Here is a 21,599-nt window from a genome sequence, read left to right as displayed (position 1 = left end):
GCGTCTTTCCAACGGGGATCCACGTGTGGCGGCCGCTACGGTGGGCAAATTGAGTGTGTTTTTTGTGTGTGGTTCACGGACAGGTTGGAAGGCTGAGTCATGACATCGCAGGCACGTCTCGTCGGCGGCCGGTACGAAGAAGGCGAACCGCTCGGCCGCGGCGGCATGGCCGAGGTCCGCAGGGGCGTCGACAACCGGCTCGGCCGGAGTGTCGCGATCAAGCGGCTGCGGGTCGACCTGGCCAGTGACGCCACCTTCCAGGCCCGGTTCCGCCGGGAGGCACAGTCGGCCGCGTCGCTGAACCACCCGACCATCGTCTCGGTGTACGACACCGGCGAGGAGCCGGATCCGAACGGTTCCGGCGTCACGATCCCGTACATCGTGATGGAGCTCGTCACCGGCAAGACGCTGCGCGACCTGATCCGCGAAGGCCGCAAGATCATGCCGGAGCGGGCGCTGGAGATCACCTCCGGCGTGCTCGAGGCGCTCGACTACAGCCACCGGGCCGGCATCGTGCACCGCGACATCAAGCCCGGCAACGTGATGCTGACCCCGCAGGGCCAGGTCAAGGTGATGGACTTCGGCATCGCCCGCGCGGTCGCCGACACGTCCTCGACGATGACCCAGACCGCGGCCGTGATCGGCACCGCGCAGTACCTGTCCCCGGAGCAGGCCCGCGGCGAAACCGTCGACGCCCGCTCCGACCTGTACTCGACCGGTTGCCTGCTGTACGAACTGCTCACCGGCCGGCCGCCTTTCGTCGGCGAATCACCGGTCTCGGTCGCGTACCAGCATGTCCGCGAGCAGCCGCTGCCGCCGTCGTCCTTCGACCCGGACATCCCGCCGGAGGTCGACGCGGTCGTCCTGAAGGCGCTGGCGAAGAACCGCGAAGAGCGGTACCAGAGCGCCTCCGAGATGCGCGCCGACATCCACCGGGTGCTGGCCGGCCAGCAGGTGACCGCGCCGATGGCGGCGATCGCGGAGACCCGCGCGCTGTCGGCGACCGCGGTCGCGCCGGCCGCGACCCAGGCGTTCCGGCAGACCGGCGGCAACGACCTGCTGCCGCCGGGCGGGGACGACCTGGAAGAGGACGAGGACAACCGCTCCCGGCGGAACCGTGGCCTCGCCTACTTCCTGCTCGGGCTCGCGATCGTCGCCGTAGCCGTTGGGGCGTACGCGCTGTTCACGCACTACAACAAGAGCACCAACACCGGCGGTGGTGGTCCGACCACCTCGACCCCGGCCAAGGTCGCCGTGCCGGACCTCAGCGGCAAGTCGGTGGCCGAGGCGACCGCGCTGCTCGACGCCAAGGGCCTGAAGCTCACCTCCACGTCGCAGAAGAGCGACACGGTCGGCAAGGGCGCGATCATCAGCCAGACACCGGAGTCCGGGACCGAGGCCGACCAGGGCTCGACCGTGAACGTGGTGGTCTCGGCCGGGCCGAGCGCCTTCCCGGTGCCGGACGTGATCGGGATGTCGGAGTCGAAGGCGAAGCGGACGCTGGAGAACGCGAAGGGCCAGTTCACGGTCAGCGACAAGACGGTCGAGAAGGACAGCGACCAGAAGAAGGGCACCGTGCTCGAGGTCAGCCCGGACCCGGGCGGCTCGTACCCGCCGGGCACCCAGTTCACCTTGACGGTGTCCAGCGGCGTGGTGAACGCCGAGGTGCCGAACGTGGTCACGCAGTCGGCCGACGACGCCGCGGCGGCGCTGAAGGCGGCCGGCTTCCGGGTCGGTTACGCGGCTCCTGTCGACGACCCGTCCAAGCCGGACCAGACCGTCGTCGCCCAGAGCGTGAAGGGCGGCACCCAGGCGCCGAAGAACACTCTGGTCACGCTGACCATCAACAACCACCAGCAGACGTCCCCGCCGCCGAGCCAGCCGACGGACACGAACACTCCGCCGACCGGCGAGCCCAGCTCGCCTGGCATCACGATCGGCGGCTGACCAGCACCAGCGAAGGCCCTCCCCAAACCGCTTTGGGGAGGGCCTTCGCCGTGACTGGGGAGCCGGACTGCCCAATTCGGGCGGATAACGCGCCCCAAACCGGTTTGGGGCGTGTTAGTTGGCCGGCGCTAGGCGACTGGTTGGCCGACGACCGGGGCCAGGCCGGCGGAGCGGGCGATCGCGTCGGGGTCGCCGCAGAGGGTCAGCCAGTTGGCGAGCATCCGGTGGCCGCCTTCGGTGAGTACGGACTCCGGGTGGAATTGCACGCCCTCGACCGCGAGCTCGTGGTGCCGCGCCGCCATGATCACGCCCTTGTCGGTCCGTGCCGTCACCTGCAGCTCGCTCGGCACGCTGTCCTGGGTGATCGCGAGCGAGTGGTACCTGGTCGCGGTGAACGGGGACGGCAGGCCGGCCAGTACGCCGGCGCCGTCGTGGTACACCTGGCTGGTCTTGCCGTGGAGCAGCTCGTCCGCGCGGCCGACCACCCCGCCGTACGCCACGCCGATCGCCTGCAGACCGAGGCAGACGCCGAAGATCGGCACCTTCCCGCCCTGCTCCTTGACGATGTCCACGCAGGCACCGGCCTCTTCGGGCGTACCTGGGCCGGGGGAGAGCAGCACGCCGTCGTACTCGCCGGCCTGCTCCGGGGTCACCTCGTCGTTGCGCAACACCGTGGTGTCAGCCTGCAACTGCTGCAGGTACTGAACCAGGTTGTAGACGAAGGAGTCGTAGTTGTCGACGACAAGGATCCGCGGCATGCAGACCATTGTGACAGCTATCTACCGCTGACGGAGGGGCTGACCGAGGGCGTGCGGTCGAAGCCGGGGACGGTGGCGCTTTGCAGGTCCAGGGTGCCCTCGTACGCGGGCATGGCGATCGAGGACTCGTTCTGCACGTCGTACCCGAGCTGGAACTTCACCACGTAATCCTGCAGGTTGTCGATGTACTGCGAGTCGTCGAGCGCCTGCTGCAGCTTCCGCCGGTCGCCGATCGCGGTGATCTTGTACGGCGGGAGGTACGGCACGCCGTGCAGTACCACCGAGTTGCCGACGCACTTGATCCCGGTCGTGGAGATGACCCGGTGGTTCTGGATCGAGATCGCGTCCGCGCCACCGGCCCAGAGCGCGTTCACCACGGCCTGGATGTCCTGCTGGTGGATCACCAGCCAGTCGGCGTCCACGTCTGGGTTGTCCTTCACCACCTGCTGCGGCGCGTCCTTCAGCGTCACGGTCAGGCCCGGCCCGGTGACCGGCGTGGTGCCGACCGCGTCGGACAGGTCCTTGAGCTGCTTGGCCAGCGCCGGGTCGATCGAACCCTGCTGCGCCTGCAACTTCTCGATGTCCTGGGTGAGCGCCGCGTGCTGCCGGACCAGGGTGGCGCTGCGGCGGCTCTGTTCCTCCACCAGCCCCGCGAGCGTAGTGTTACGGCTGGGCCGCAGGTCGGTACCGCGGGCGTTCGTGGCACTGGTCGCGAACAGCAGGCCGGCACACAGCAACGCCAGCGGCGCGACCGCGCGCCACAGCGAAATCCGCCTCAACCTACGCACCAGTGATCTCCACATTGCACTCTGCACTACGCTAACCCGGGACCGCGGACCCGGTACGGTCCGCAGCGGTAGCTTATGCGTCCTTACAAGGAGTCCAGTCGTGCCCGAGTCGAGCAGTCGCAAAACGAAGAAGGCCGAGAAGGTCAAGGTCAAGGCCGAGAAGACGCCGAAGAAGCCGCGCACCCAGTCCCGGGTGTGGGTGGCGCCGCTGATGCTGGCCTGCTGGCTGCTCGGCCTGGCCTGGCTGGTCGTCTTCTACGTCGCCGGCCAGGACATCCCGGTGATGAACGACCTGGGCAACTGGAACCTGCTGATCGGCATGGGCCTGATCGCGGTCGGCTTCGTCGTCTCCACCCAGTGGGTCTGACCCCCCGCTGACCCCACAGCCGAACCCTCCGCACCCAAACCCCTGTGACCATGTCCAGGGGTTTGCTCAGCTCTGAGCGCTTTCATCTAAGGCCAGCCTTGCCTTAATCGGACTCCGCACTCGCCGAGTTATCCACACCCGTATCCCCAGGTGTGCACACCGATTCCGGGAACTTATCCCCAGCCTGGCGCTTACTTCTCCACACAAATCCCCCGAAACTGCCTCAAATCTGTGGATAACTCAGGTTTGAGCCGACCGGTTTCCACACCGTTCACCAGCCGTCCGGCGGCGCTTCCACATCTACGTACAGCTCTACGTAGACATATGCGGAGAGCTGTGCGTATAGTTCTACGGAGGAGGAGACACCGATGCCGAACAAGACGATTTATGTGTCCGATGACGATCTGCCGCTGTACAAGAAGGCGCAGGAGCTCGCGGGCAATCTGTCCTCGGCGATCTCGATCGCCCTGCGGAAGTACGTCGAGCTGGAAGAAGGGCGGCTCGAGGGGTACGACGAGATCACCGTCCGGGTCGGCCGGGGCACCGGCCGGAAGCAGCGGTTCTCGGGCGTGCTGCTGGCCGAGGGCGGCCGGTCCAACAACACCGGGTACGAAGCCTTCAAGGTGTACCGCAGCCGGACCGGGAAGTTCGTCCTGCACGCGGACCGGCGGAACCAGTTCACCGTCAACGCCGACGACGAGCGGTACCTGACCGGCTGGCGGTCCTGGATCGGGAACTGGAGCTCGGACCAGTCCTGGAGCATGGCGCAGGGCGAAGCCACCCTGCAGGTCGTGGAGACCGTCGACGAACTCCGCGAGCTGATCCCTGAAGACCTCTACGCACTGGTCGAGGAGGCCGCCAACCAGCCGGCGGTCGAAGACCTCGACATCTGACTGAACTCGCACCTCAACTGAACTCACGGCATCACCACCGACCGTAGCCACCGAGCCGGCCGGGTGGGCGAACACGCCCGAAACCTCCTCCTGATCACCCCATCAGCCACCGGGGCAGGTTCCCCCTGCCCGAAAACACCCAAGGACCCGTCATGTCAGCAGCGATCGACGTCACCGGACTACGCAAGTCCTACGGCGAGAAACTCGTCCTCGACGGCATCGACCTGAACGTTGCCGAAGGCACCATCTTTTCCCTGCTCGGCCCGAACGGCGCGGGCAAGACCACGGTCGTGCAGATCCTGGCCACGCTGAACACCGCCGACGCCGGCGAGATCCGGGTCGCCGGTCACGACCTGCGCAAGCAGCCGGAGGCGGTCCGGGCCGCGATCGGCGTCACCGGTCAGTTCTCCGCGGTCGACGGCCTGATGACCGGCCGCGAGAACCTGATCCTGATGGCCGACCTGTACCACCTCGGCAAGCGGCAGGCCCGGCAGCGGGCCGACGAGCTGCTGGAGCAGTTCGACCTGGCCGAGGCCGGCAAGAAGCTGGCGATGACGTACTCCGGCGGTATGAAGCGCCGGCTCGACCTGGCGATGACGCTGGTCGGCCGGCCGCGGATCATCTTCCTGGACGAGCCGACCACCGGTCTCGACCCGCGTAGCCGGCACAGCATGTGGATGCTGATCCGGGAGCTGGTCGCCGGTGGAGTCACGGTCCTGCTCACCACGCAGTACCTGGACGAAGCCGACCAGCTCGCCGATCGGATCGCCGTACTCGACCACGGCCGCCTGGTCGCGCAAGGTACGGCCGAGGAACTGAAGCGGCTCGCGCCCGGCGGGCACATCCGGTTGCGGTTCACCTCGCCGGAGGAGTTCGCGCTGGCCGGACAGGTGCTGCCGACCGGCGTACCGAACCAGGAATCGCTTGTCCTGCAGGTCCCGAACGACGGCAGCGTGCACGCGCTCCGCGCACTGCTGGCCCGGATCGACGACGCCTCGCTCGAGGTGGACGAGCTGACCGTACACACCCCCGACCTGGATGACGTGTTCTTCGCCGTCACCGGGCAGCCCACTCAGCAGGAGAAGGTGACGACGAAATGAGCACTGCGACACTTCAGTCCGCCCCGGTCAGCCGTCCGCTGGCCGACATCGGCACCATGTTGCGCCGGAACCTGCGGCACGCACAGCGTTACCCCGGCCTGTCGCTCGGCGCCCTCGGGACGCCGGTGATCATGATCCTGTTGTTCGGTCTGGTCTTCGGCGACACGTTCGCGGCCGGGCTCGGCGGAGGCGGCGGGCGCGGCGCGTACATCGACTTCCTCACCCCGGGCATCCTGCTGATGTCGATCGCTGCCGGAACGATGTCGCCGGCGGTCGCGGTCTGCATGGACATGACCGAGGGGATCGTGGCCCGGTTCCGGACGATGGCGATCTTCCGGCCGGCGGTGCTCGCCGGGCACGTCCTCGGCAATGTGCTGCTGACCATCGTCAGCCTCGGGCTGGTCGTCGGTTTCGCGATCCTGATCGGCTTCCGGCCGAACGCGTCGGGCGGGGACTGGCTGCTCGCGGCCGGGCTGCTGATCGCGGTGACGGTCGCGCTGACCTGGTTCGCGATCGCGTTGGGGCTGACCAGCAAGACGCCGGAGAGCGCGAGCAACATCGTGCTGCCGATCAGCCTGCTGCTGCCGTTCCTCAGCAACACCTTCATCCCGTTGCAGTCGATGCCGAGCGGTATCCGGTGGTTCGCCGAGTACCAGCCGTTCACTCCGGTCATCAACACCCTGCGGCACCTGCTGCTGGGGACGCCGATGGACAGCGGTGACGGCTGGCTCTCGCTCGCCTGGTGCCTGGCGATCGCGGTTGTCGGCTACTTCTGGGCGCAGAAGAACTACAACAAGGGGACCGTGGCTTAAGCCGGCTCAGGACGGTGCGCCGAGGCGGTTCGCGCGGGCGCGGACGTGGCCCGGCACGAGCAGGTCGCAGTCAGGGTTGTTCTCGGGCTCGCCGGCGACCGAGCGAAGTGGGATCACACCAGTCCAGTAGGGCAGGTCGAGGTCCTCTTCCTCGTCGTTGGCGGGCCCGGAGCGTGTCTTCACCGACGCCTCCGTCAGCGACAGGGCGAGTACGGAAGTCTTGGCCAGCTCCTTGCGGTTCGGCGGGCGTACGGCGGTGGACCGGCCTGGTACCAGGTGATCGACGATCCGGTTCAGGCCATGGAGCTTCTCCTCCGGGCCGATCACGAGGCGCGGTACGCCGAAGATCACCGCGGACCGGTAGTTCACCGAATGGTGGAAGGCGGATCGGGCCAGTACCAGGCCGTCGGTGTGCGTGACGGTGACGCAGACCGTCTGATCCGGTGCCGCGACCACGCTGCGGGCGGCCACCGAGCCGTGCAGGTACATGATCCCGTCGGCGCTGTGGTCCAGGTCGATGCCGTACGCGGTCGGCAGGACGAGGGGATGGCCGTCGACCACAACGCCCAGCTGGCAGAACATGCCCTCGAGCAGTACGTCGTACAGCGCCTGGCGGTCGGTGGCGGCGCGTTCCTTGGAACGACGGAGCGACGTACGGGCGGTCGGCTGCAGCGGAGTGGTGGTCATACAACCAGGTTCAGGGTGGGAGTGGCATGCTGGCACGGTCCATTCCCGTACGAATCAGGTAGTCCATTCGTGGAGACCTCACTTCCGCTCACCATCGACCGTACGATCGCGCTCCCGCTGCACCTCCAGCTCGCGGAGCAGTTCCGGGCTGCCGTACTGGACGGCCGGTTGCAGGCCGGTCATCGGCTCCCGTCCACTCGTGATCTCGCGCGGCAGCTGTCCGTGTCGCGGGCGGTCACCCAGGCCGCGTACGACCAGTTGCACGCCGAAGGGTGGATCGAGGGGCGTACGGGCGCGGGCACTTTCGTCACGGACGTGGTGCCGTTGCAGCCGGCTGTACGACGCCGTACGCCCCATCCTGAGGACCCGGACAAGCGGTTGCTGACGCTGCGGCCGGGCATTCCGTACATCGCTCCGACTCCGGACCCTGGCTGGCGGCGCGCCTGGCGCGAGGTGTCCACGCAGGCACCACCGCGCGGGTACGACGATGCGGCCGGCCTGCCCGCGCTGCGGACCGCCCTTGCGGAGCATGTCGGCCGGGTACGGGGGATCGCCTGCGGTCCGGAGAACGTACTCGTCACCAGTGGGACCGTGCACGGCCTCCGCCTGCTGCTGACCGCGACGAGCCAACCGGGCGACCGGATCGCGATCGAGGACCCAGGCTATTTGAACGCGGTCATCGCAGCTCAGGATCACCGGCTGGAGATCGTCGATGTGCCGGTGGACGAGGACGGTCTGCGGGTCGACGCGCTGACTGATGATGTCGAAGCTGTCTACGTCACGCCGTCACATCAGTACCCACTGGGCTTTCGGCTGCCTGTGGCGCGGCGCAATGAGCTGGTCCGCTGGGCGCGCCGGACCGGAGCGTTGCTGATCGAGGACGACTACGACAGCGAGTTCCGGTACGACGTCGCGCCGCTGCCCGCGCTCGCCCAACTGGACCTCGACCGGGTCGTACACCTGGGCACCCTGTCCAAGATGCTCAGCCCCGCGCTCCGGCTCGGCTGGATGGTGGCGTCGGAGCCGATGATCGACCGCCTCACCGCGTTCCGCGCCGACGCCGGCGACTGGCCCGCCTGGCCGATGCAGGCCGCCCTGCTGGCGATGCTCCGCGACGGCTACCTCGACCAGATCGTCCGCCGAGGCCGCCGCCTGTACGCCGACCGCCGCACCCATACCTGCGCAGTGCTCGCGCCCTACGGCGAAATCATCGGCCAGGACGCAGGCTTACACATCACCCTCCTACTCCCCAACCACACCGACGACCAAGCTCTGGCCGCCCAGGCCCGCGCCGCCGGCGTAGTAATCGCCCCCCTCTCCGAATACCGCCGCACCACCCCCGGCCCCCCAGGCCTGGTCATCGGCTACGCCACCCCCACAACCCCCGACCTCCACCACGCCCTGACAATCCTCACCAACGTCCTCAGTCGCCGTTGAGGGTGTCTTCGAAGTAGACGGGGCCCCAGCGGAAGTGGACTGGGTCTGGGTAGGTGGCTTTGACTTTGCCCAGGCTGTTGATGACGGTGGACAGGCCGTTGGCGTGGCCTACGGCGTAGAGGTTGGCGGTTTGGGTCTCCTTGTCGATGCCGAGGAGGACGGTGCCGTAGTTGCCGCACTTTTCGGCGACCAGGGATTCGAAGCCTTGCCAGGTGCGGGTGCGGACCTTGGTGACGATCGGCTTCATCGGTGCGGTGATCGGGATGCGGATCGTGTACAGCGCGCCGCTGCGGGTGTTCGCCAGGAACGTGTCGTACTTGGCGGTCTTGCTGATCAGGGCCATCGCCTTGATCGAACCGAAACCGGTGGCTGAGCCGGAGGCCTTCCAGGTCTTTCCGACGGTCCAGCGCAGGAGCGTTCCGTCGCTGCGCAGGCCGTACGCCATCCAGTGGGCAGCCTTGCCCTGCTGGTAGTGCGCGAGTTCGAGCGCGGTGAACTTGGACCAGCCGCCACCGATCCGCTGGGTGAGGTTGGTGCCGGCGTTGAAGTTGTACATCCGGTAGTACAGCGCGTCGCCCTCGACCACGTACCCGGAGGAGTCGTTGCCCGCGATGTTCGGTTCGCTCTCGAAGGTCGAACTCAACCGAACCGCGCCGGCCGGAAACACGCCTGGCTCGGACGTCGGCTTGGACATCGTCGGCGGCTTACCGGCGGTCACCTGCGCGGTCGTCTGCGTACCGGCCGGGGTCACCGACCCTACGAGCATGCTGCAGGCCGCCTGTGCCCCGCTTTCACTCGCCTGAGCGGCCGGCACCACGCCGGCTGCCAGCAATGCCGCGCCCACCGCTCCGTACACAACCCTGCGTCGCTTCATGTTCTCGCCCCCATTGGTATCTGTGTGTCTACAGACCTTGATGCCGGAGCGGCGGCGAAGGTTACGGTACCAACGGATTGTCCCGCAGCGGCGGTTGGACGACCGGGGTGTCACCGTCCCAGGACAACCGCGAGAGCCACATCGTACGGCCCTTCGGATCGACGCCCACGGATTCCGGATTCCACGCGTGGTAGACGAACCAGTCGCCCAGCACCATGTTGTGCCCCGGCCCCGCGGCGTCGGGCGAGCTGGTCAGGACCGGGTCGCCGGACTTCGTGCATGGACCGGTCGGCGACTCACACAGCGCATGGCCAACCGCGTACGCCGCCTGGTCGTAGGCATTGCCTGAGTAGAACAGATGGAACTTGCCGGCCCGCTCCACCATGTACGGCGCCTCGACCAGCGCGCCCTCCCACGGCAGGTCCTGCTTGATCATCCGCTGCACCGGACCGACCAGCGCGAGCCCGTCCGCGGACAGCTCGGACACGTAGATCCAGGTGTCGGCACCGATCGCGTTGCCGTCGTTCTTCCAGTACAGCCAGCGCCGCCCGGTCGAGTCCTGGAACGGCGACGCGTCGATCGACCCACCCTCGTCGACCTGGCTGATGAATGGCCGAGTTGATTTGTCGACATATGGACCTTCAGGCGTGGCGGCCACCGCGACGCCGACTGCTTGCCGGCCGGCGGCATCGTCGCGGGACGTGTAGTACATGACGTACCGGTCGGGTGCGTGCGCGGCGACCTCCGGCGCCCACACCCGGCCGGGGGAAGTCCAACCCGGCACCGACGGCAGCGCGTCGCCGACCGGCTGCCACGTGACCAGGTCCGCCGATTGCAGCGTCTGTACGTTGCCCAGCGGGCCGTTCGTCGCGAACGCGTAGTACTTGTTGCCTACCGCAATGATCTGCGGGTCCGCGAAGCTGCCGTCGTAGACCGGGTTGGAGAATCCCATGGGTTCCTCTACTTGCTCTCGTAGAACTTCAGGTAGTCGAAGGTGGCGACCGGCGGCGGGTTCGCGCCGGTGAACTCACCGTGGGCGTAAAGACCGATCCGGGCCGCGGCAGGCAGCACCCAGGCCGCACCCCACGTCAAGTCGGAGGCCAAGCGGTCTTAGGAAGACAACTCACAAGACCAACTCCTTGGCTCACAGAACGACATGGCTACGATCCGACTTGAGCCGATCGCCCAATCGCGGCAGCGCCGTACGAGGTCGCGCCATCGGACGGTCGCGCGACCAGCTCACGCCCGTACTCGGTCTGCCGCGTCTTCCAGATCGACACGTTCCCCAACCGCGCGAAGTCGTTGTCGCTCAGGTACGCGATCATGCCCGCCTGCTGATAGTTGCGTACGTCCCCCTGCCCGGTATCGAGATGCAGTTTCGTCTCCGCGATCCACTTGTCCCCAGCCGGTGCATCATGCAGCAACAAGCCGGCGTTGTTCCCCGTACCGACCAGATCAGCATTCTCCAACGGCCACGACAACTTGCCATCGGCAACAACTGCCTTGTCGTCCTTGCGTACCCACGACCAGCCCGAGCCGAGTGAGCCGTCGAAGTCGTCGCCGGCCAGCACCTTCCCGGTCCGCGGTACGTCGGCCGGCTTCGTCACCGGCTTCGCCACGGACCGTACGGTCAGGTTGTCCACCTCCGCCGACCCAACCCACCGCACCGGTGCAGCAGCCAGCCGCAGACCGGGGAGCTGAGCCTCCGCGTACACATCGCCGAGCCCCGCATCGTTCAGCCGCGCCGTCACGGACGATTCGGTCACCTGGACGGACAGCTTGTTCCACTGCGTACGGTCGAAATCCGCCGGCAGCTTCACCGACGTCGTACGCCGACCGGCCACCAGCGTCAGCTGATTGCCCGCGACCCGAGCCACAACCTGATTACCCAGAACCGTTGTGAACGAGCCACCGAGCCGGACATCGGCCTCCACCCGCAGCGAACCACCCGGCGCTGCCTGACGCGTCTGAGCCGCACCCGCGATCTTCGCCGACGCGCCGCCCACCGCATCACCTGGCAGCCGCGTCGCCCCGACCAGCCCACCAGCCGGATCGGTCGAGTCGATACCGAGCGCCGACCCCGTCACCGGCGCAGGCACCGGCCCTTCGGACGGCCCGAGACCGGCGCGGGTTCGCGGCCAGCCGTCGATCCAGTCGATCTTGTCGATCAGCATCGGCCGCCGGTTGATCCCGAACGGATCGGTCAGCCACGGCGTACCGCGGTCGATCGCGTGATAGATGATGTGGTCCTGCCCGGCCGCGTCCGTCATGAACGCGTGGTGCCCGGGCCCGATCCACTTGTTCCCGTTCTGGGTGATCACCGTCGTGCCGCCGACCCGCGAGTCGGTCAGCGCGGCGCCGTCGGCATCCAAGAACGGTCCCTTCGGCGAGCGGGATCGGCCGGCGAACACCGAGTACCCGGTGGTCGGCCCGGCGCAGCAGTTCATCGACGAGCCCATGAAGTAGTACCAGCCGTCGCGGTACACGACGTACGAGCCTTCATAGCGGTCGCCGATGGTGACCTGGGTCGGCGTACCGACCGCGTGCATGCCGTCGGGGGAGAGCTCGGTGACGGAGATGCCGCCGTAGAAACCGCCGTAGTACAGGTATCGCTTGCCGTCGGCGGCGGTCAGCATCGCCGGGTCGATGGTGCCGTAGTAGCCACCGTTGCCGTCGGGCTTCGGCGTGACGACCGGCCCGTCCGTAGCAGTCCATGGACCGGCCGGAGTCGGCGCGGTCGCGACGCCGATCGCCGGATCGCCGCCGGGGTTCGCGAGCGTGTCGGTCACGGTGAAGTACATGACGTACTTGCCGTCGAAGTAGCGGATGTCCGGCGCCCAGAAGAACGAGCCCGGCGCGGCCCACTTCGGCTTGGTCTGGTCGTTGAAGACCGTGCCCAAGTACTCCCAGGAGCTGAAGTCCTTGGTCCGGGCCAGGTGCATCAGGCCGAACGGGCCGTTCGCCACGAGTGGATCGGAGGTGGCGTACGCGTACCAGTAGCCGTCCCGGCCCTGGATGATGGACGGATCGGCGAACGTGTCGGCGAAGCTGGACGTGATCGGGTTGGTGGTCTTGACCACCGGATCAGGCGCGGCCTGGGCGGCCGTCGTACCGGCGGCGACCGCGACAAGTGTCAGGGCGGCGGCGAGTAGTCGTTTCGAAGGCACGGGCGGGTGTCCCCTCTCGAATCAACTGCTGAACTGGATCAACTGCCGAGCTGGATCAGGTGCTGTGCTGGATCAGGTGCTCAGTTGGATCAGGTGCTGAGTTGGATCAAGTGCCACGAAGCCGGTGGCAAGGTGGCACGGCAAACCCCGTCGACGACCTCGGTGCCGTCGACGGCCCGGGGCTGGACCCGGTCCGGGTCGTCCGCCGTGTTCACGGCCGAACGGTCCTCGTCGTACAAGGCCAGGTGCCGGATCACGTTTCCGGCCACCGGAATCTCCAGGTCGATCTTGTCGTTCTCACTCCGGTTCACCACGAAGATCGCCAGCTCACCGGTGCGCTCGTCGTACGTCGCGGTGCTCCAGAGCGCGGGGACCCGGCCGAAGGCGGCGGTATCGATCTCCGGGCCGCCGCTGACCGCGGTCTGCAATACAGTCGGCCCCGCGAACCGGGCGGTCAGCGCGAACGGGTGGAAGATCGACTGCCGCCAAGCGCGGCCACCTGGCTCCGTACGGATCGGGCCGATCACGTTCACCAGTTGCGCAAGGCAAGCAATCTTCACCCGATCGGCGTGCCGGAGCAGCGTGATCAGCAGGCTGCCGACCACCACCGCGTCGTCGACCGTGTACGTGTCTTCGATCAGTGGACCGACTTCGCGGAGGCCAAGACCGAGTTCGCCGGGGAAGTTCTTCTGGTACCAGACGTTCCATTCGTCGAAGGACAGCGTCAACTGCTTGTCGTTGCGTTTGAGCGCTTTCACGTGATCGGCGGTCGCGACGATCGAGGAGATCATCCGGTCCATTTCCTCGGACGCCGCCAAGAAGCTCGCCTGATCGCCGTCATGCGGCTCGTAGTACGCGTGCAGGCTGATGTGGTCGACCAGGTCGTACGTACGCTCCAGGACGACGCGCTCCCATTCGCCGAAGGTCGGCATGCTCGCGTTGCTCGACCCGCACACGACCAGTTCGAGGCCGGGTTCGACACGGCGCATCGCGTTCGCGGTCTCCTCGGCCAGGCGCGCGTACTCCTCCGCGGTCTTGTGGCCGATCTGCCAGGGGCCGTCCATCTCGTTGCCCAGGCACCAGATCCGGATGTCGTGCGGTTCCGGGCTCCCGTTCGCGACCCGTCGGTCGGACAGGGCAGTGCCGGGCGGGAGGTTGCAGTACTGGAGCAGGTTGACCGCATCCCGGATGCCACCGGTGCCGAGGTTGACCGCCCAGATCGGCTCGATCTCCGCCTTCCGCGACCAGGCGACGAACTCGTCGGTGCCGAACTGGTTCGGCTCGATCGCTCGCCAGGCCAGGTCCAGCCGCCGCGGCCGCTGCTCCTTCGGGCCGACGCCGTCCTCCCAGTGATAGTTCGAGACGAAGTTGCCGCCGGGGTAGCGGACCGCGGTGACGCCGAGCTCGCGGACCAGTTCGAGGACGTCCTGCCGGAACCCGTCCTGGTCGGCGCTCGGATGCTCCGGCTCGTAGATGCCGGTGTACACGCATCGCCCCATGTGCTCGACGAACGAGCCGAACAGCCTGCGGTCGAGCTCGCCGACCACAAACCCCGGATTCACCACGAGCCGCGCCACGGGACCTCCCCAGACACCTCTACAACGTTTAACGTGGATTTCTACAACGATTGACCTCCGCTGTAAAGGTCTCGGCTTGGCCCTTCGGATGGAGGGTTGCCCCCTCGGATTTTCAGGGGGCAACCCTGCGGGTGCGGGGCTGACCCCTCAGGGGGAGGGTTGTGCGGAGGGCGGGGTGGGGGGTGGGGGTGGCAGACTCGGGCGAACGGAAGCGGAGAGGAGGGTCCGGATGGCGACCAGGCTGAGTGATGTGGCCGCGCGGGCCGGGGTGTCGGTGAAGACCGTGTCGAACGTGATCAACGACTACCCGCACATCACCGCGCGGACCCGGGAGAAGGTCGAGGCCGCGATCGCCGCGCTCGGCTACCGGCCGAACGTCAGCGCCCGCTCGCTGCGCAAGGGCCGCTCCGACTTCATCGCACTGGCCCTCCCGGAGATGGGTTCGCCGTACTTCGCTGAGCTCGGCGCGGAGATCTCCCGGGCCGCGAAGCGCCGTGGCATCACGGTGCTGATCGACCAGACCGAGGGCGAACCGGCGGCCGAGCAGCTCGTACTGGACGGGATGCGCGGGCAGTTGATCGACGGCATCATCTTCTCCCCGCTCGCCACCGCCCCGGCGAAATTGACCTCGGCCGACACCGGAAAGCCGCTGGTCCTGCTCGGCGAACGCCCGGCCGGTGGGCAGTTCGACCGGGTCGCGGTCGATTCGGTCCAGGCGTCGTACGACGCGACCACGCATCTCGTCTCGCTCGGCCGGCACCGGATCGCGGCGATCGGCGTCGGCGGGACCAGTACCGGCGCGGTCCGGCGGAAGGGCTACCGGAAGGCGCTCAAGGACGCCGGACTGCCCCACGACCCCGCGCTCGAGCTGGCGGGTACGGGATACCACCGCCCCGACGGCGCCGCGTCGATGCGTGAGCTGCTCGCCCTTCCCGAACCGCCGGATGCGGTCTTCTGCTTCAACGATCTGCTCGCGCTGGGCGCGCTCCGTACGCTCGCCGACGCCGGCCTGCGCGTACCGGATGATGTCGCGGTCGTCGGCTTCGACGACATCGAGGACGGGCGCTATCACTCGCCGACGTTGACCACGATCTCCCCGGACAAGGAGTGGCTCGCCGACAACGCGGTCGCCCTCCTCCTGGATCGCATCGCCGGCAACGACGACACCCACCGCGACCTCACCGTCCCGTACACCCTGGAGATCCGCGAGTCGACCGCCGGCTAACGGTCCGGGAAGCCGGCCAGCCGCTTGGCCAGGCCGTTCTGGGTCTTGTTCACCCGGCCGACCAAGGTGAGTACGGCGTTGCGTACCGGGCGAACCGGCTTCGGGGCGTTGGCCAGCATCGTGAGCCGGTGAGACAGCTCGATCACCCGAACCGCCTCCGCCCGACTGCTCGCCGCGTACACATCTAGCCGGGACTCATCGCCGGCGAGAGTGGCGGACAACGCGTCCGCGAGGCTGACCGCGTCTCGCAAGCCGAGGTTCATCCCCTGACCACCCGCCGGGCTGTGCGTGTGCGCCGCGTCCCCGGCCAGCAGCACCCGGCCGGACCGGTAGGTGTCCGCGACTCGCTCGTGGATGCGGAACCGCGAACCCCACACCACCTCGGTAATCTTCGGGTCCGCCTTCCGCGGCCCACGATCGGTGAGCAACCGCTGCGCGTACGCGACGTCCGGATGTTCAGGGGCGTCCTGCACCTCGGCCACCAGCCGGAAGGTCCCGTCCGGCAGCGGCGCGACCACGAGCATCCCGGCGGCGGCGAAGTACAGCGCGACCTCGTCGGTCGGTAGCCCGCCATCCACTCGTACATCGACCAGGCTGCACGACAGCTGCAACGTACTCCCCGGCATCCGGAGCCCGGCCAGCTCGCGGATCGTACTGTTCATCCCATCGGCCGCCACCACGTACTGCGCCTGAACGACCTCACCGCTGTCGAGCGTGACCTCCACGCCGTCAGCGGTCTGGTTCAGAGCGGTCGCGGCGTACGGACGGCGCACCGCACCACCAAGCTCCTGCAACCGCTCGAGCAGCACCTGCTCGGTGAGCGGCTGCGGAATCATCGTCACGAACGGATAGTCCGTCGGCAGGTCCGCGAAGCTGACCGGGATCAGCTTCCGGTCACCGTCCCGGACCGCGAAGTCCTGCAGTTCCAGTCCGAGCTCGATCAGCCGCTTGGTGACGCCGAGCCGCTCCAGCACCTCCGGCGTCCGCGGATGGATCACGCAGGCCCGCGACGCGTTCGCACCCTCGGCCTGCCGATCGACCACCACGATCTCGTGCCCGTGCAGTCGCAACCCGACCGCCACCGCGAGACCGACCGGACCGGCCCCTACCACCACGACAGCTGCAGTCACCGGAGTCACCTCCTCGAGCCTTCATCGTACGAGCGCGAGGCGGTGTTGCTACTTGGTTGCTACTTGGTCGAGCCGGTTGCGAGCCAGTTGTGAACTGCCGGCAAGGTTTCGGCCAGCGACGGGAGGTGCGGGTGCCACTTGAGCTCCCACTCCAGCGAGAGCGGGTAGTCGGTCCCGTCGAGCACGTGGACCAGCTCGCGGATCGGGAAGTCCCCGGCGTCGAGCGCGACCGGGCGGTAGTCCTGCCGCGAGTCGGCCTGCTTGAACTGGACGACCTCCAGCCATGGGCGGAGCAAAGCGTACGACTCGGCCAGAGTCTCGCCGTGGGACCAGGTATGCGAGCTGTCCCAGAGCGCCTTCACCGAGTGGCCCAGTGCATCGGTGTCCAGGACGGCGCAGAATGCGGCCACTTGGCGGGCGGTGGAGTGCGAGTCGTGCGTTTCGAGCAGGATCGGCACGTCCTTCGCTACCGACGTCACCCGGTCCAGCGCGCGGATCTCCCCGGCACTCGGCGCGTCCGCCGTACTCGTCCCGGGATCGTCACCGGGGAACACCCGGACGCCGCGGGCACCGAGATCGGCGGCGAGCTCGAGGTGTGCCTCCAACGGCTGCTCTTCGACCGCGCACAGCCGGACGTAGCTGCTGATCGCGAAGATTTCCAGGCCGGCGTCCTCGATCCGGGTCCGGAGCGTCCGGCGCTCCGCCGCGGTCAGGCCGACATGGGTGAACTCTTCTGGCGCCGCGCGCAGCTCCAGACCGGTGAAGTTGTTGCTCTGGGCAAGCTCCACTACGTCGTCGAGTGGAGCTCCGGGACAACCGAGGGTGGCGAATCCTAAACGCATACAGCTATCTGATCAGACCCAGCGGCCACGGCGCGGCCGGGTCCGCGGGGCCTGCTGCTCGGGGTCGGTCGGCTCCTGCTCGTACGGCGCCTGGTACGACGTCTGGTCCGGCTGCTCCGGCTCGTACTGCCCGTTGTACGACTCGGTCGAGTACTTCGAGCTGTAGCTGTCGTAGTTGTACTCCGACGTGTAGCTCGTGTACTCCGAGTTGTACGACTGGTCCGGCTGGTTCGACGCTGCGTAGTCCGTGGATGAGCTGTAGCCGTAGTCGTTGGAGTAGGACGTCGGCTCCGGACCGTACGACGGAACCGGCGGGAGCGGCTTCGACGGAGTCAGGAAGTCGTCGTGCTCCTGGTGGCGTTCGTGGCCCTCGTGGCTCTGCGCCGGCGCGGGCTCGTAGTACCCGGACGAGGCAGACACGTGCGACGACGGCTGCGTGTGCTCGGACTGGCCGTAGACCGTGTGGTCCGAGTCAGGCGAGTAGACCGAGTGCGAGCCGGTGGAGTGGTTGGGCACAGTCGGCTGGACCGCCGACGGGCTGTCGACCGCGACCCGAGCGGCCCGGCGACCGGCACGCGCAACTGGTGCGGGCTCAGGCTCGGGCGCGGTCTGTGGCGCCTCCACGGGGGAGGCAGTCGAGGTGAGGTAGTCCGACTCGTAGGAGTAGGGCTCGGAGTAGCGCGCCGCCCAGTGCTCCTCGGCCGGCTGCTTCGGCTCCGGCTCGGGCTGCGGCTGGTACGCGTAGGGGTCGGGCTGCACGACGGTCATTGGCGCGGCCTCGTCCAGCCAGCTGCCGGTGCTGCCGAGGGGGTCCTGGGTGCCGGTGCCACGGTAGTCGTCCCAGCTCGACCGGGGCGCCTCGTACGTGGTCTCCGGCGTCTCGTCCTGCCAGGACTGGATCGGGCTGAACTGCTCGGTCGCCGGACCGGCGGCGTCGTCGCGCCAGCTGTCCACGACCGGAGCGAACGGGCTCCACTTCGCCGTCTCGTCCGGCTCCGGGTCCCCGGCGAACGCGGCCGGAGCCTGCGGCGCGGACGGAGCGTACGGCGCTGAGGTCTGCGCGGCCGGAGCGTACGGCGAGGGCGCGGGTGCTTGCGGGGCGAACGGGTTGTCCGACGGCGCCTGCTGCTGCGGGCCACCGGCCAGCTGGAGCTGCGGCTCCCGGACCAGACCCAGCGACGGCGCGATCGGCTCGGAGATGGCCGGCTGCTCGTCGGTGTCGTCGTTCGCGTACGACGGCACCTGGGTCACCTCGTACGACGGGACCGCGCTCAGCTTCGGCGCCTGGTCCCACCACGGCACCCACGCGCGGCTGGTCTGCATGTGGTTGATCTTGCGGATCACCAGCGTCGCCGCGACCGCGGACACCACGGTCAGCAGCAGCGACGCCAGACCCGCGAGCGCGATCCCGCGCAGCGACCCGACGGTCGGCTCCATCCACATCAGGAACCGGCGGACCACCACGTCGAACGCAAGAGCGCCGATCCAGGCTGCCCACCACACGGAAGTGAGGGGCGGCGGCCTGAACCGGCGCAGGTCATCGCTGTACACGGGAGTCTTGGGATCGCTGGCGAGCCAGATGTCGTCGACAATCTGTTTGGGGTACCAGAGGTTCGGTCCGGGGACGAACCAGCTGGCGAGCACCCAGCCGTGACCACGGCGATGGTCGGCCTGGCAGAAGACCTCGGAGTTGACCCGGACCCGCCACAGCCAGATGACGAAGACGACCGCGGCGGCGACCGACACGATCACGTTCGGGATCGCGGTCACCTTGGCGATCGCGTCGGCCCGGTTCAGGTCGGCGTTCTCGACGTTCGGCAACCCGCCGAGATAGCGGTGCACCACCGAGTACGTGTTCCAGTCGGACCAGGTGGACAGCAGGTGCGTGACTGTCGACGCACCCAGTAGTCCGATGGCGATCTTCCCGACCGTCCCGACCTGCTGGAACTCCTCAGCCGCGTGCGGCTGCCAATCTTCGGCTTCCTCGGGGGCAGCAGTCATCAATGCCTGCGGGTGGCTCACGTGTCGCGTCCCTCGCGTTGCTGGAACTCCGTCGTCTGTTCGGCGTCTCGATCTGGTCCTGCCCCCGCGTGACCGAGCCACATTGATACCACGAAGTAGGTATGCCAGGGCAGCCGGCCCCAGTACGGAGGGTGCCGACTTAACGTGTTCTTTTCGTACGCCCATCACCAGAGGTAACGAAGAACTGGACGGCGCGTGACGGTTTGGTTTACCGCGCAGGAGGTTGGAGGCCGTTGTGCGGTGCCCCGACCGCCCACCACGGCACCCAGGGACGCTGGGTCTGCAGCTCGTCGACACGCTGGATCAGGATCACCGCGAGCACGGCCGCGCCGGTGGTGAACAGCGCCGAGACGGAGGACAGTATGACGTTCGTGCGCAGGTCACCGAGCTGCGACGCGCCGGCGAGGACGCCTCTTTGGACAATGTTTCCGGTCACCAGGCCGGCCACCCAGGTCAGCCACCAGGCCCAGACCAGCCGCGTACCCGGGATGTCCTTGAGGGCCGGTGTGTGCGGATCGGTGCGCGGATCGCTGGCCGCGACCAGATCGTCGACGACCTGCTTGGGGTACCAGAGGTTCACCACCGGGACGAGCCAGCAACCGATCACCCAGCCGCGGGTGTGCCGGTGCTCGCCCCGGCAGAACATCTCCGCGTTCCAGCGCACCCGCCAGAGCCAGACGATGAACACCACCGCGGCCGAGAGCAGTGCGAGCGCGGAGATGATGCCGAGCAGGCCGGAGATCAGATCCGCCCGGTCCAGCCGGCCCGGATCGTCGCCGTACGTCTTCAGCGTGTGGTACGAGTAGCCGTCGGACCATGCGGTGGCCCAGGTGGTGACCGTGACCAGTCCGATCAGGATCGACGCGCCGAGGCCCATCGCCCGCTCGGAGCTGAACCAGCGGTCCAGCGGTACCTGCGGGGCCCGGCTCGGCATGGATCACGTTTAGCACAACTGGGCGTGACCAGGCGAGGACATGCCGTCAGTACCAGTCCGTGGCGTATTTTCGCCAGAAACTGTCGGCGCGACCGGTCAGGATGGGTATATGCGCTGGACCGTGGTCGACTCGCCGATCGGTGACCTCACGCTCGCGGCCGACGAGACCGGGCTCTGCCGGCTGCACTTCGGCGGCACCGAGCAAGCGCTCGCGGCCGATCCGCTGCTGACCGACGCCGCCGAGCAGCTGAAGGCGTACTTCGCGGGCGAGCTGCAGGAGTTCACCCTGCCGCTGTCGGTCCGTACCGGATCGGCCTTCGAGCGCGCGGTCTGGCAGCAGCTGACCCGGATTCCGTACGGCGAGATGCAGACCTACGGCGAGGTGGCGAAGATCGTCGGCGACGCCGGGGCCGCCCGCGCCGTCGGGACCGCCTGCAACCGGAACCCGATCGCGATCGTGGTGCCCTGCCACCGGGTGGTCGGCGCCGGCGGCAAGATGGTCGGCTTCGGCGGCGGCATCCCGACCAAGCGGCACCTGCTCGAGCTCGAGGCACGGATCAGCCTCGAGACGCTGTGGACCTGAGACCTGACGAAGATCTGACACTCGGCGGCGCATGCGCCGGCGCGCCGCGGGTCACCAGGGCACTACCGTTTGAAGCGAGCGATTCAGCGTCCTCCCCACCTGCCGGAAGACATACAAATGAACAATGCCAGCACCTCTGACCACCACGACCCCGATCTGAGCGCCCTGATGAACAAGAGCGCGGACGAGTGGTCGGCCCCCGAGATCCAGAGCGCTGCCCGCGCCGCGCTCCGGACGCACGCACCGGACCGGGAGCCGATGACCTGGACCAAGCGGTTCAAGGTCGTCCCGTGGCTGCACCGCAACGACGCCGTCTGCCTGAGCTGTGGCGGCAGCTACCCGTGCATCACCCACCGGTACGCCACCCAGCTGCTGTCCGCCGGCCGCTACCAGCTCACCAAGCCCGGCCACCCGGAAGCGAACTAGATCAACCAGCTCAGAGCAGAGACAGACGAA

At 68.0% G+C, this 21,599-nt stretch carries 19 protein-coding genes; 9 read left to right on the top strand and 10 right to left on the bottom strand.

Going from position 1 to position 21,599, the window contains the following annotated elements; translation table 11 throughout:
* Nucleotides 1-99: 99 nt before the first annotated feature.
* Nucleotides 100-1,947 (top strand): Stk1 family PASTA domain-containing Ser/Thr kinase, encoded by a 1,848-nt coding sequence (gene pknB / locus ABD260_RS12990; protein ID WP_344233706.1) that lies wholly within the window; start codon nucleotides 100-102, stop codon nucleotides 1,945-1,947.
* A 128-nt stretch (nucleotides 1,948-2,075) separates the two neighbouring features.
* Here pknB and ABD260_RS12985 read toward each other — a convergent pair whose 3' ends face one another.
* Nucleotides 2,076-2,705, bottom strand: a complete 630-nt coding sequence (locus tag ABD260_RS12985) for an aminodeoxychorismate/anthranilate synthase component II (protein WP_344233705.1) — start codon at nucleotides 2,703-2,705, stop codon at nucleotides 2,076-2,078.
* Between the two features lie 17 nt (nucleotides 2,706-2,722).
* Nucleotides 2,723-3,493: a DUF881 domain-containing protein gene (locus tag ABD260_RS12980; RefSeq protein ID WP_344233704.1), complete on the bottom strand. Its 771-nt coding sequence runs from the start codon at nucleotides 3,491-3,493 to the stop codon at nucleotides 2,723-2,725.
* Between the two features lie 100 nt (nucleotides 3,494-3,593).
* Between ABD260_RS12980 and ABD260_RS12975 the strand changes: the two genes are divergently transcribed.
* The 4 genes from ABD260_RS12975 to ABD260_RS12960 all read left to right on the top strand — a co-directional run bounded on the left by ABD260_RS12975 (nucleotide 3,594) and on the right by ABD260_RS12960 (nucleotide 6,665).
* A complete protein-coding gene (locus tag ABD260_RS12975) occupies nucleotides 3,594-3,860 on the top strand; it encodes a cell division protein CrgA (RefSeq protein WP_184838736.1) in 267 nt (88 codons plus the stop codon).
* A gap of 368 nt (nucleotides 3,861-4,228) precedes the next feature.
* A complete protein-coding gene (locus ABD260_RS12970; protein ID WP_344233703.1) occupies nucleotides 4,229-4,753 on the top strand; it encodes an EXLDI protein in 525 nt (174 codons plus the stop codon).
* Between the two features lie 152 nt (nucleotides 4,754-4,905).
* Nucleotides 4,906-5,853: an ATP-binding cassette domain-containing protein gene (locus ABD260_RS12965; RefSeq protein WP_344233702.1), complete on the top strand. Its 948-nt coding sequence runs from the start codon at nucleotides 4,906-4,908 to the stop codon at nucleotides 5,851-5,853.
* Nucleotides 5,850-6,665, top strand: coding sequence for an ABC transporter permease (locus ABD260_RS12960; protein ID WP_344233701.1), 816 nt, complete (start codon nucleotides 5,850-5,852; stop codon nucleotides 6,663-6,665). The genes ABD260_RS12965 and ABD260_RS12960 overlap by 4 nt, the downstream gene beginning before the upstream one ends.
* Before the next feature lie 6 nt (nucleotides 6,666-6,671).
* On the opposite strand, the gene ABD260_RS12955 is transcribed toward ABD260_RS12960, so the two are convergent.
* Nucleotides 6,672-7,352 (bottom strand): pyridoxamine 5'-phosphate oxidase family protein, encoded by a 681-nt coding sequence (locus ABD260_RS12955; protein WP_344233700.1) that lies wholly within the window; start codon nucleotides 7,350-7,352, stop codon nucleotides 6,672-6,674.
* Nucleotides 7,353-7,421: 69 nt separating this feature from the next.
* Here ABD260_RS12955 and pdxR point away from each other — a divergent pair, with 69 nt between their 5' ends.
* Complete coding sequence (gene pdxR, locus ABD260_RS12950; protein WP_344233699.1) at nucleotides 7,422-8,789, top strand: MocR-like pyridoxine biosynthesis transcription factor PdxR; 1,368 nt, start codon at nucleotides 7,422-7,424, stop codon at nucleotides 8,787-8,789.
* Here pdxR and ABD260_RS12945 read toward each other — a convergent pair.
* The 3 genes from ABD260_RS12945 to arfA all read right to left on the bottom strand — a co-directional run bounded on the left by ABD260_RS12945 (nucleotide 8,776) and on the right by arfA (nucleotide 14,407).
* A complete protein-coding gene (locus ABD260_RS12945; protein ID WP_344233698.1) occupies nucleotides 8,776-9,663 on the bottom strand; it encodes a hypothetical protein in 888 nt (295 codons plus the stop codon). The two genes, pdxR and ABD260_RS12945, sit on opposite strands and share 14 nt — an antisense overlap.
* 61 nt (nucleotides 9,664-9,724) lie before the next feature.
* Nucleotides 9,725-10,615, bottom strand: coding sequence for a glycoside hydrolase family 43 protein (locus ABD260_RS12940; protein ID WP_344233697.1), 891 nt, complete (start codon nucleotides 10,613-10,615; stop codon nucleotides 9,725-9,727).
* Between the two features lie 2,304 nt (nucleotides 10,616-12,919).
* Entirely contained in the window at nucleotides 12,920-14,407 is a 1,488-nt protein-coding gene (gene arfA, locus ABD260_RS12930) for an arabinosylfuranosidase ArfA (RefSeq protein ID WP_344233695.1), read from the bottom strand.
* A gap of 229 nt (nucleotides 14,408-14,636) precedes the next feature.
* Between arfA and ABD260_RS12925 the strand changes: the two genes are divergently transcribed.
* Nucleotides 14,637-15,632, top strand: a complete 996-nt coding sequence (locus ABD260_RS12925) for a LacI family DNA-binding transcriptional regulator (RefSeq protein ID WP_344233694.1) — start codon at nucleotides 14,637-14,639, stop codon at nucleotides 15,630-15,632.
* On the opposite strand, the gene ABD260_RS12920 is transcribed toward ABD260_RS12925, so the two are convergent.
* From ABD260_RS12920 to ABD260_RS12905, 4 genes are all read right to left on the bottom strand, one after another.
* Entirely contained in the window at nucleotides 15,629-16,762 is a 1,134-nt protein-coding gene (locus ABD260_RS12920; protein ID WP_344233693.1) for an FAD-dependent oxidoreductase, read from the bottom strand. The two genes, ABD260_RS12925 and ABD260_RS12920, sit on opposite strands and share 4 nt — an antisense overlap.
* Nucleotides 16,763-16,821: 59 nt before the next feature.
* Nucleotides 16,822-17,604 (bottom strand): sugar phosphate isomerase/epimerase family protein, encoded by a 783-nt coding sequence (locus tag ABD260_RS12915; protein ID WP_344233692.1) that lies wholly within the window; start codon nucleotides 17,602-17,604, stop codon nucleotides 16,822-16,824.
* A gap of 12 nt (nucleotides 17,605-17,616) precedes the next feature.
* Nucleotides 17,617-19,626 (bottom strand): DUF4328 domain-containing protein, encoded by a 2,010-nt coding sequence (locus ABD260_RS12910; protein ID WP_344233691.1) that lies wholly within the window; start codon nucleotides 19,624-19,626, stop codon nucleotides 17,617-17,619.
* Between the two features lie 208 nt (nucleotides 19,627-19,834).
* Nucleotides 19,835-20,560, bottom strand: coding sequence for a DUF4328 domain-containing protein (locus tag ABD260_RS12905; protein WP_344233690.1), 726 nt, complete (start codon nucleotides 20,558-20,560; stop codon nucleotides 19,835-19,837).
* Between the two features lie 109 nt (nucleotides 20,561-20,669).
* Between ABD260_RS12905 and ABD260_RS12900 the strand changes: the two genes are divergently transcribed.
* Nucleotides 20,670-21,143, top strand: a complete 474-nt coding sequence (locus ABD260_RS12900) for a methylated-DNA--[protein]-cysteine S-methyltransferase (RefSeq protein WP_344233689.1) — start codon at nucleotides 20,670-20,672, stop codon at nucleotides 21,141-21,143.
* Between the two features lie 117 nt (nucleotides 21,144-21,260).
* Entirely contained in the window at nucleotides 21,261-21,569 is a 309-nt protein-coding gene (locus ABD260_RS12895; protein ID WP_344233688.1) for a hypothetical protein, read from the top strand.
* Nucleotides 21,570-21,599 lie beyond the last annotated feature (30 nt).

The organism is Kribbella hippodromi, from assembly GCF_039531045.1.
GTDB classification, from domain to species: Bacteria; Actinomycetota; Actinomycetes; order Propionibacteriales; family Kribbellaceae; genus Kribbella; species Kribbella hippodromi.
The sequence above is the reverse complement of the archived record's forward strand: the minus strand, read 5'-3'. Positions and strand labels throughout refer to the sequence as shown.

Coding starts and splice junctions, on each gene's coding strand:
- pknB (WP_344233706.1), top strand. CDS start 100: ATGACATCGCAGGCACGTCTCGTCGGCGGCCGGTACGAAGAAGGCGAA.
- ABD260_RS12955 (WP_344233700.1), bottom strand. CDS start 7,352: ATGACCACCACTCCGCTGCAGCCGACCGCCCGTACGTCGCTCCGTCGT.
- ABD260_RS12895 (WP_344233688.1), top strand. CDS start 21,261: ATGAACAATGCCAGCACCTCTGACCACCACGACCCCGATCTGAGCGCC.
- ABD260_RS12900 (WP_344233689.1), top strand. CDS start 20,670: ATGCGCTGGACCGTGGTCGACTCGCCGATCGGTGACCTCACGCTCGCG.
- ABD260_RS12905 (WP_344233690.1), bottom strand. CDS start 20,560: ATGCCGAGCCGGGCCCCGCAGGTACCGCTGGACCGCTGGTTCAGCTCC.
- ABD260_RS12915 (WP_344233692.1), bottom strand. CDS start 17,604: ATGCGTTTAGGATTCGCCACCCTCGGTTGTCCCGGAGCTCCACTCGAC.
- ABD260_RS12925 (WP_344233694.1), top strand. CDS start 14,637: ATGGCGACCAGGCTGAGTGATGTGGCCGCGCGGGCCGGGGTGTCGGTG.
- ABD260_RS12970 (WP_344233703.1), top strand. CDS start 4,229: ATGCCGAACAAGACGATTTATGTGTCCGATGACGATCTGCCGCTGTAC.
- ABD260_RS12940 (WP_344233697.1), bottom strand. CDS start 10,615: ATGGGATTCTCCAACCCGGTCTACGACGGCAGCTTCGCGGACCCGCAG.
- ABD260_RS12960 (WP_344233701.1), top strand. CDS start 5,850: ATGAGCACTGCGACACTTCAGTCCGCCCCGGTCAGCCGTCCGCTGGCC.
- ABD260_RS12945 (WP_344233698.1), bottom strand. CDS start 9,663: ATGAAGCGACGCAGGGTTGTGTACGGAGCGGTGGGCGCGGCATTGCTG.
- ABD260_RS12985 (WP_344233705.1), bottom strand. CDS start 2,705: ATGCCGCGGATCCTTGTCGTCGACAACTACGACTCCTTCGTCTACAAC.
- ABD260_RS12965 (WP_344233702.1), top strand. CDS start 4,906: ATGTCAGCAGCGATCGACGTCACCGGACTACGCAAGTCCTACGGCGAG.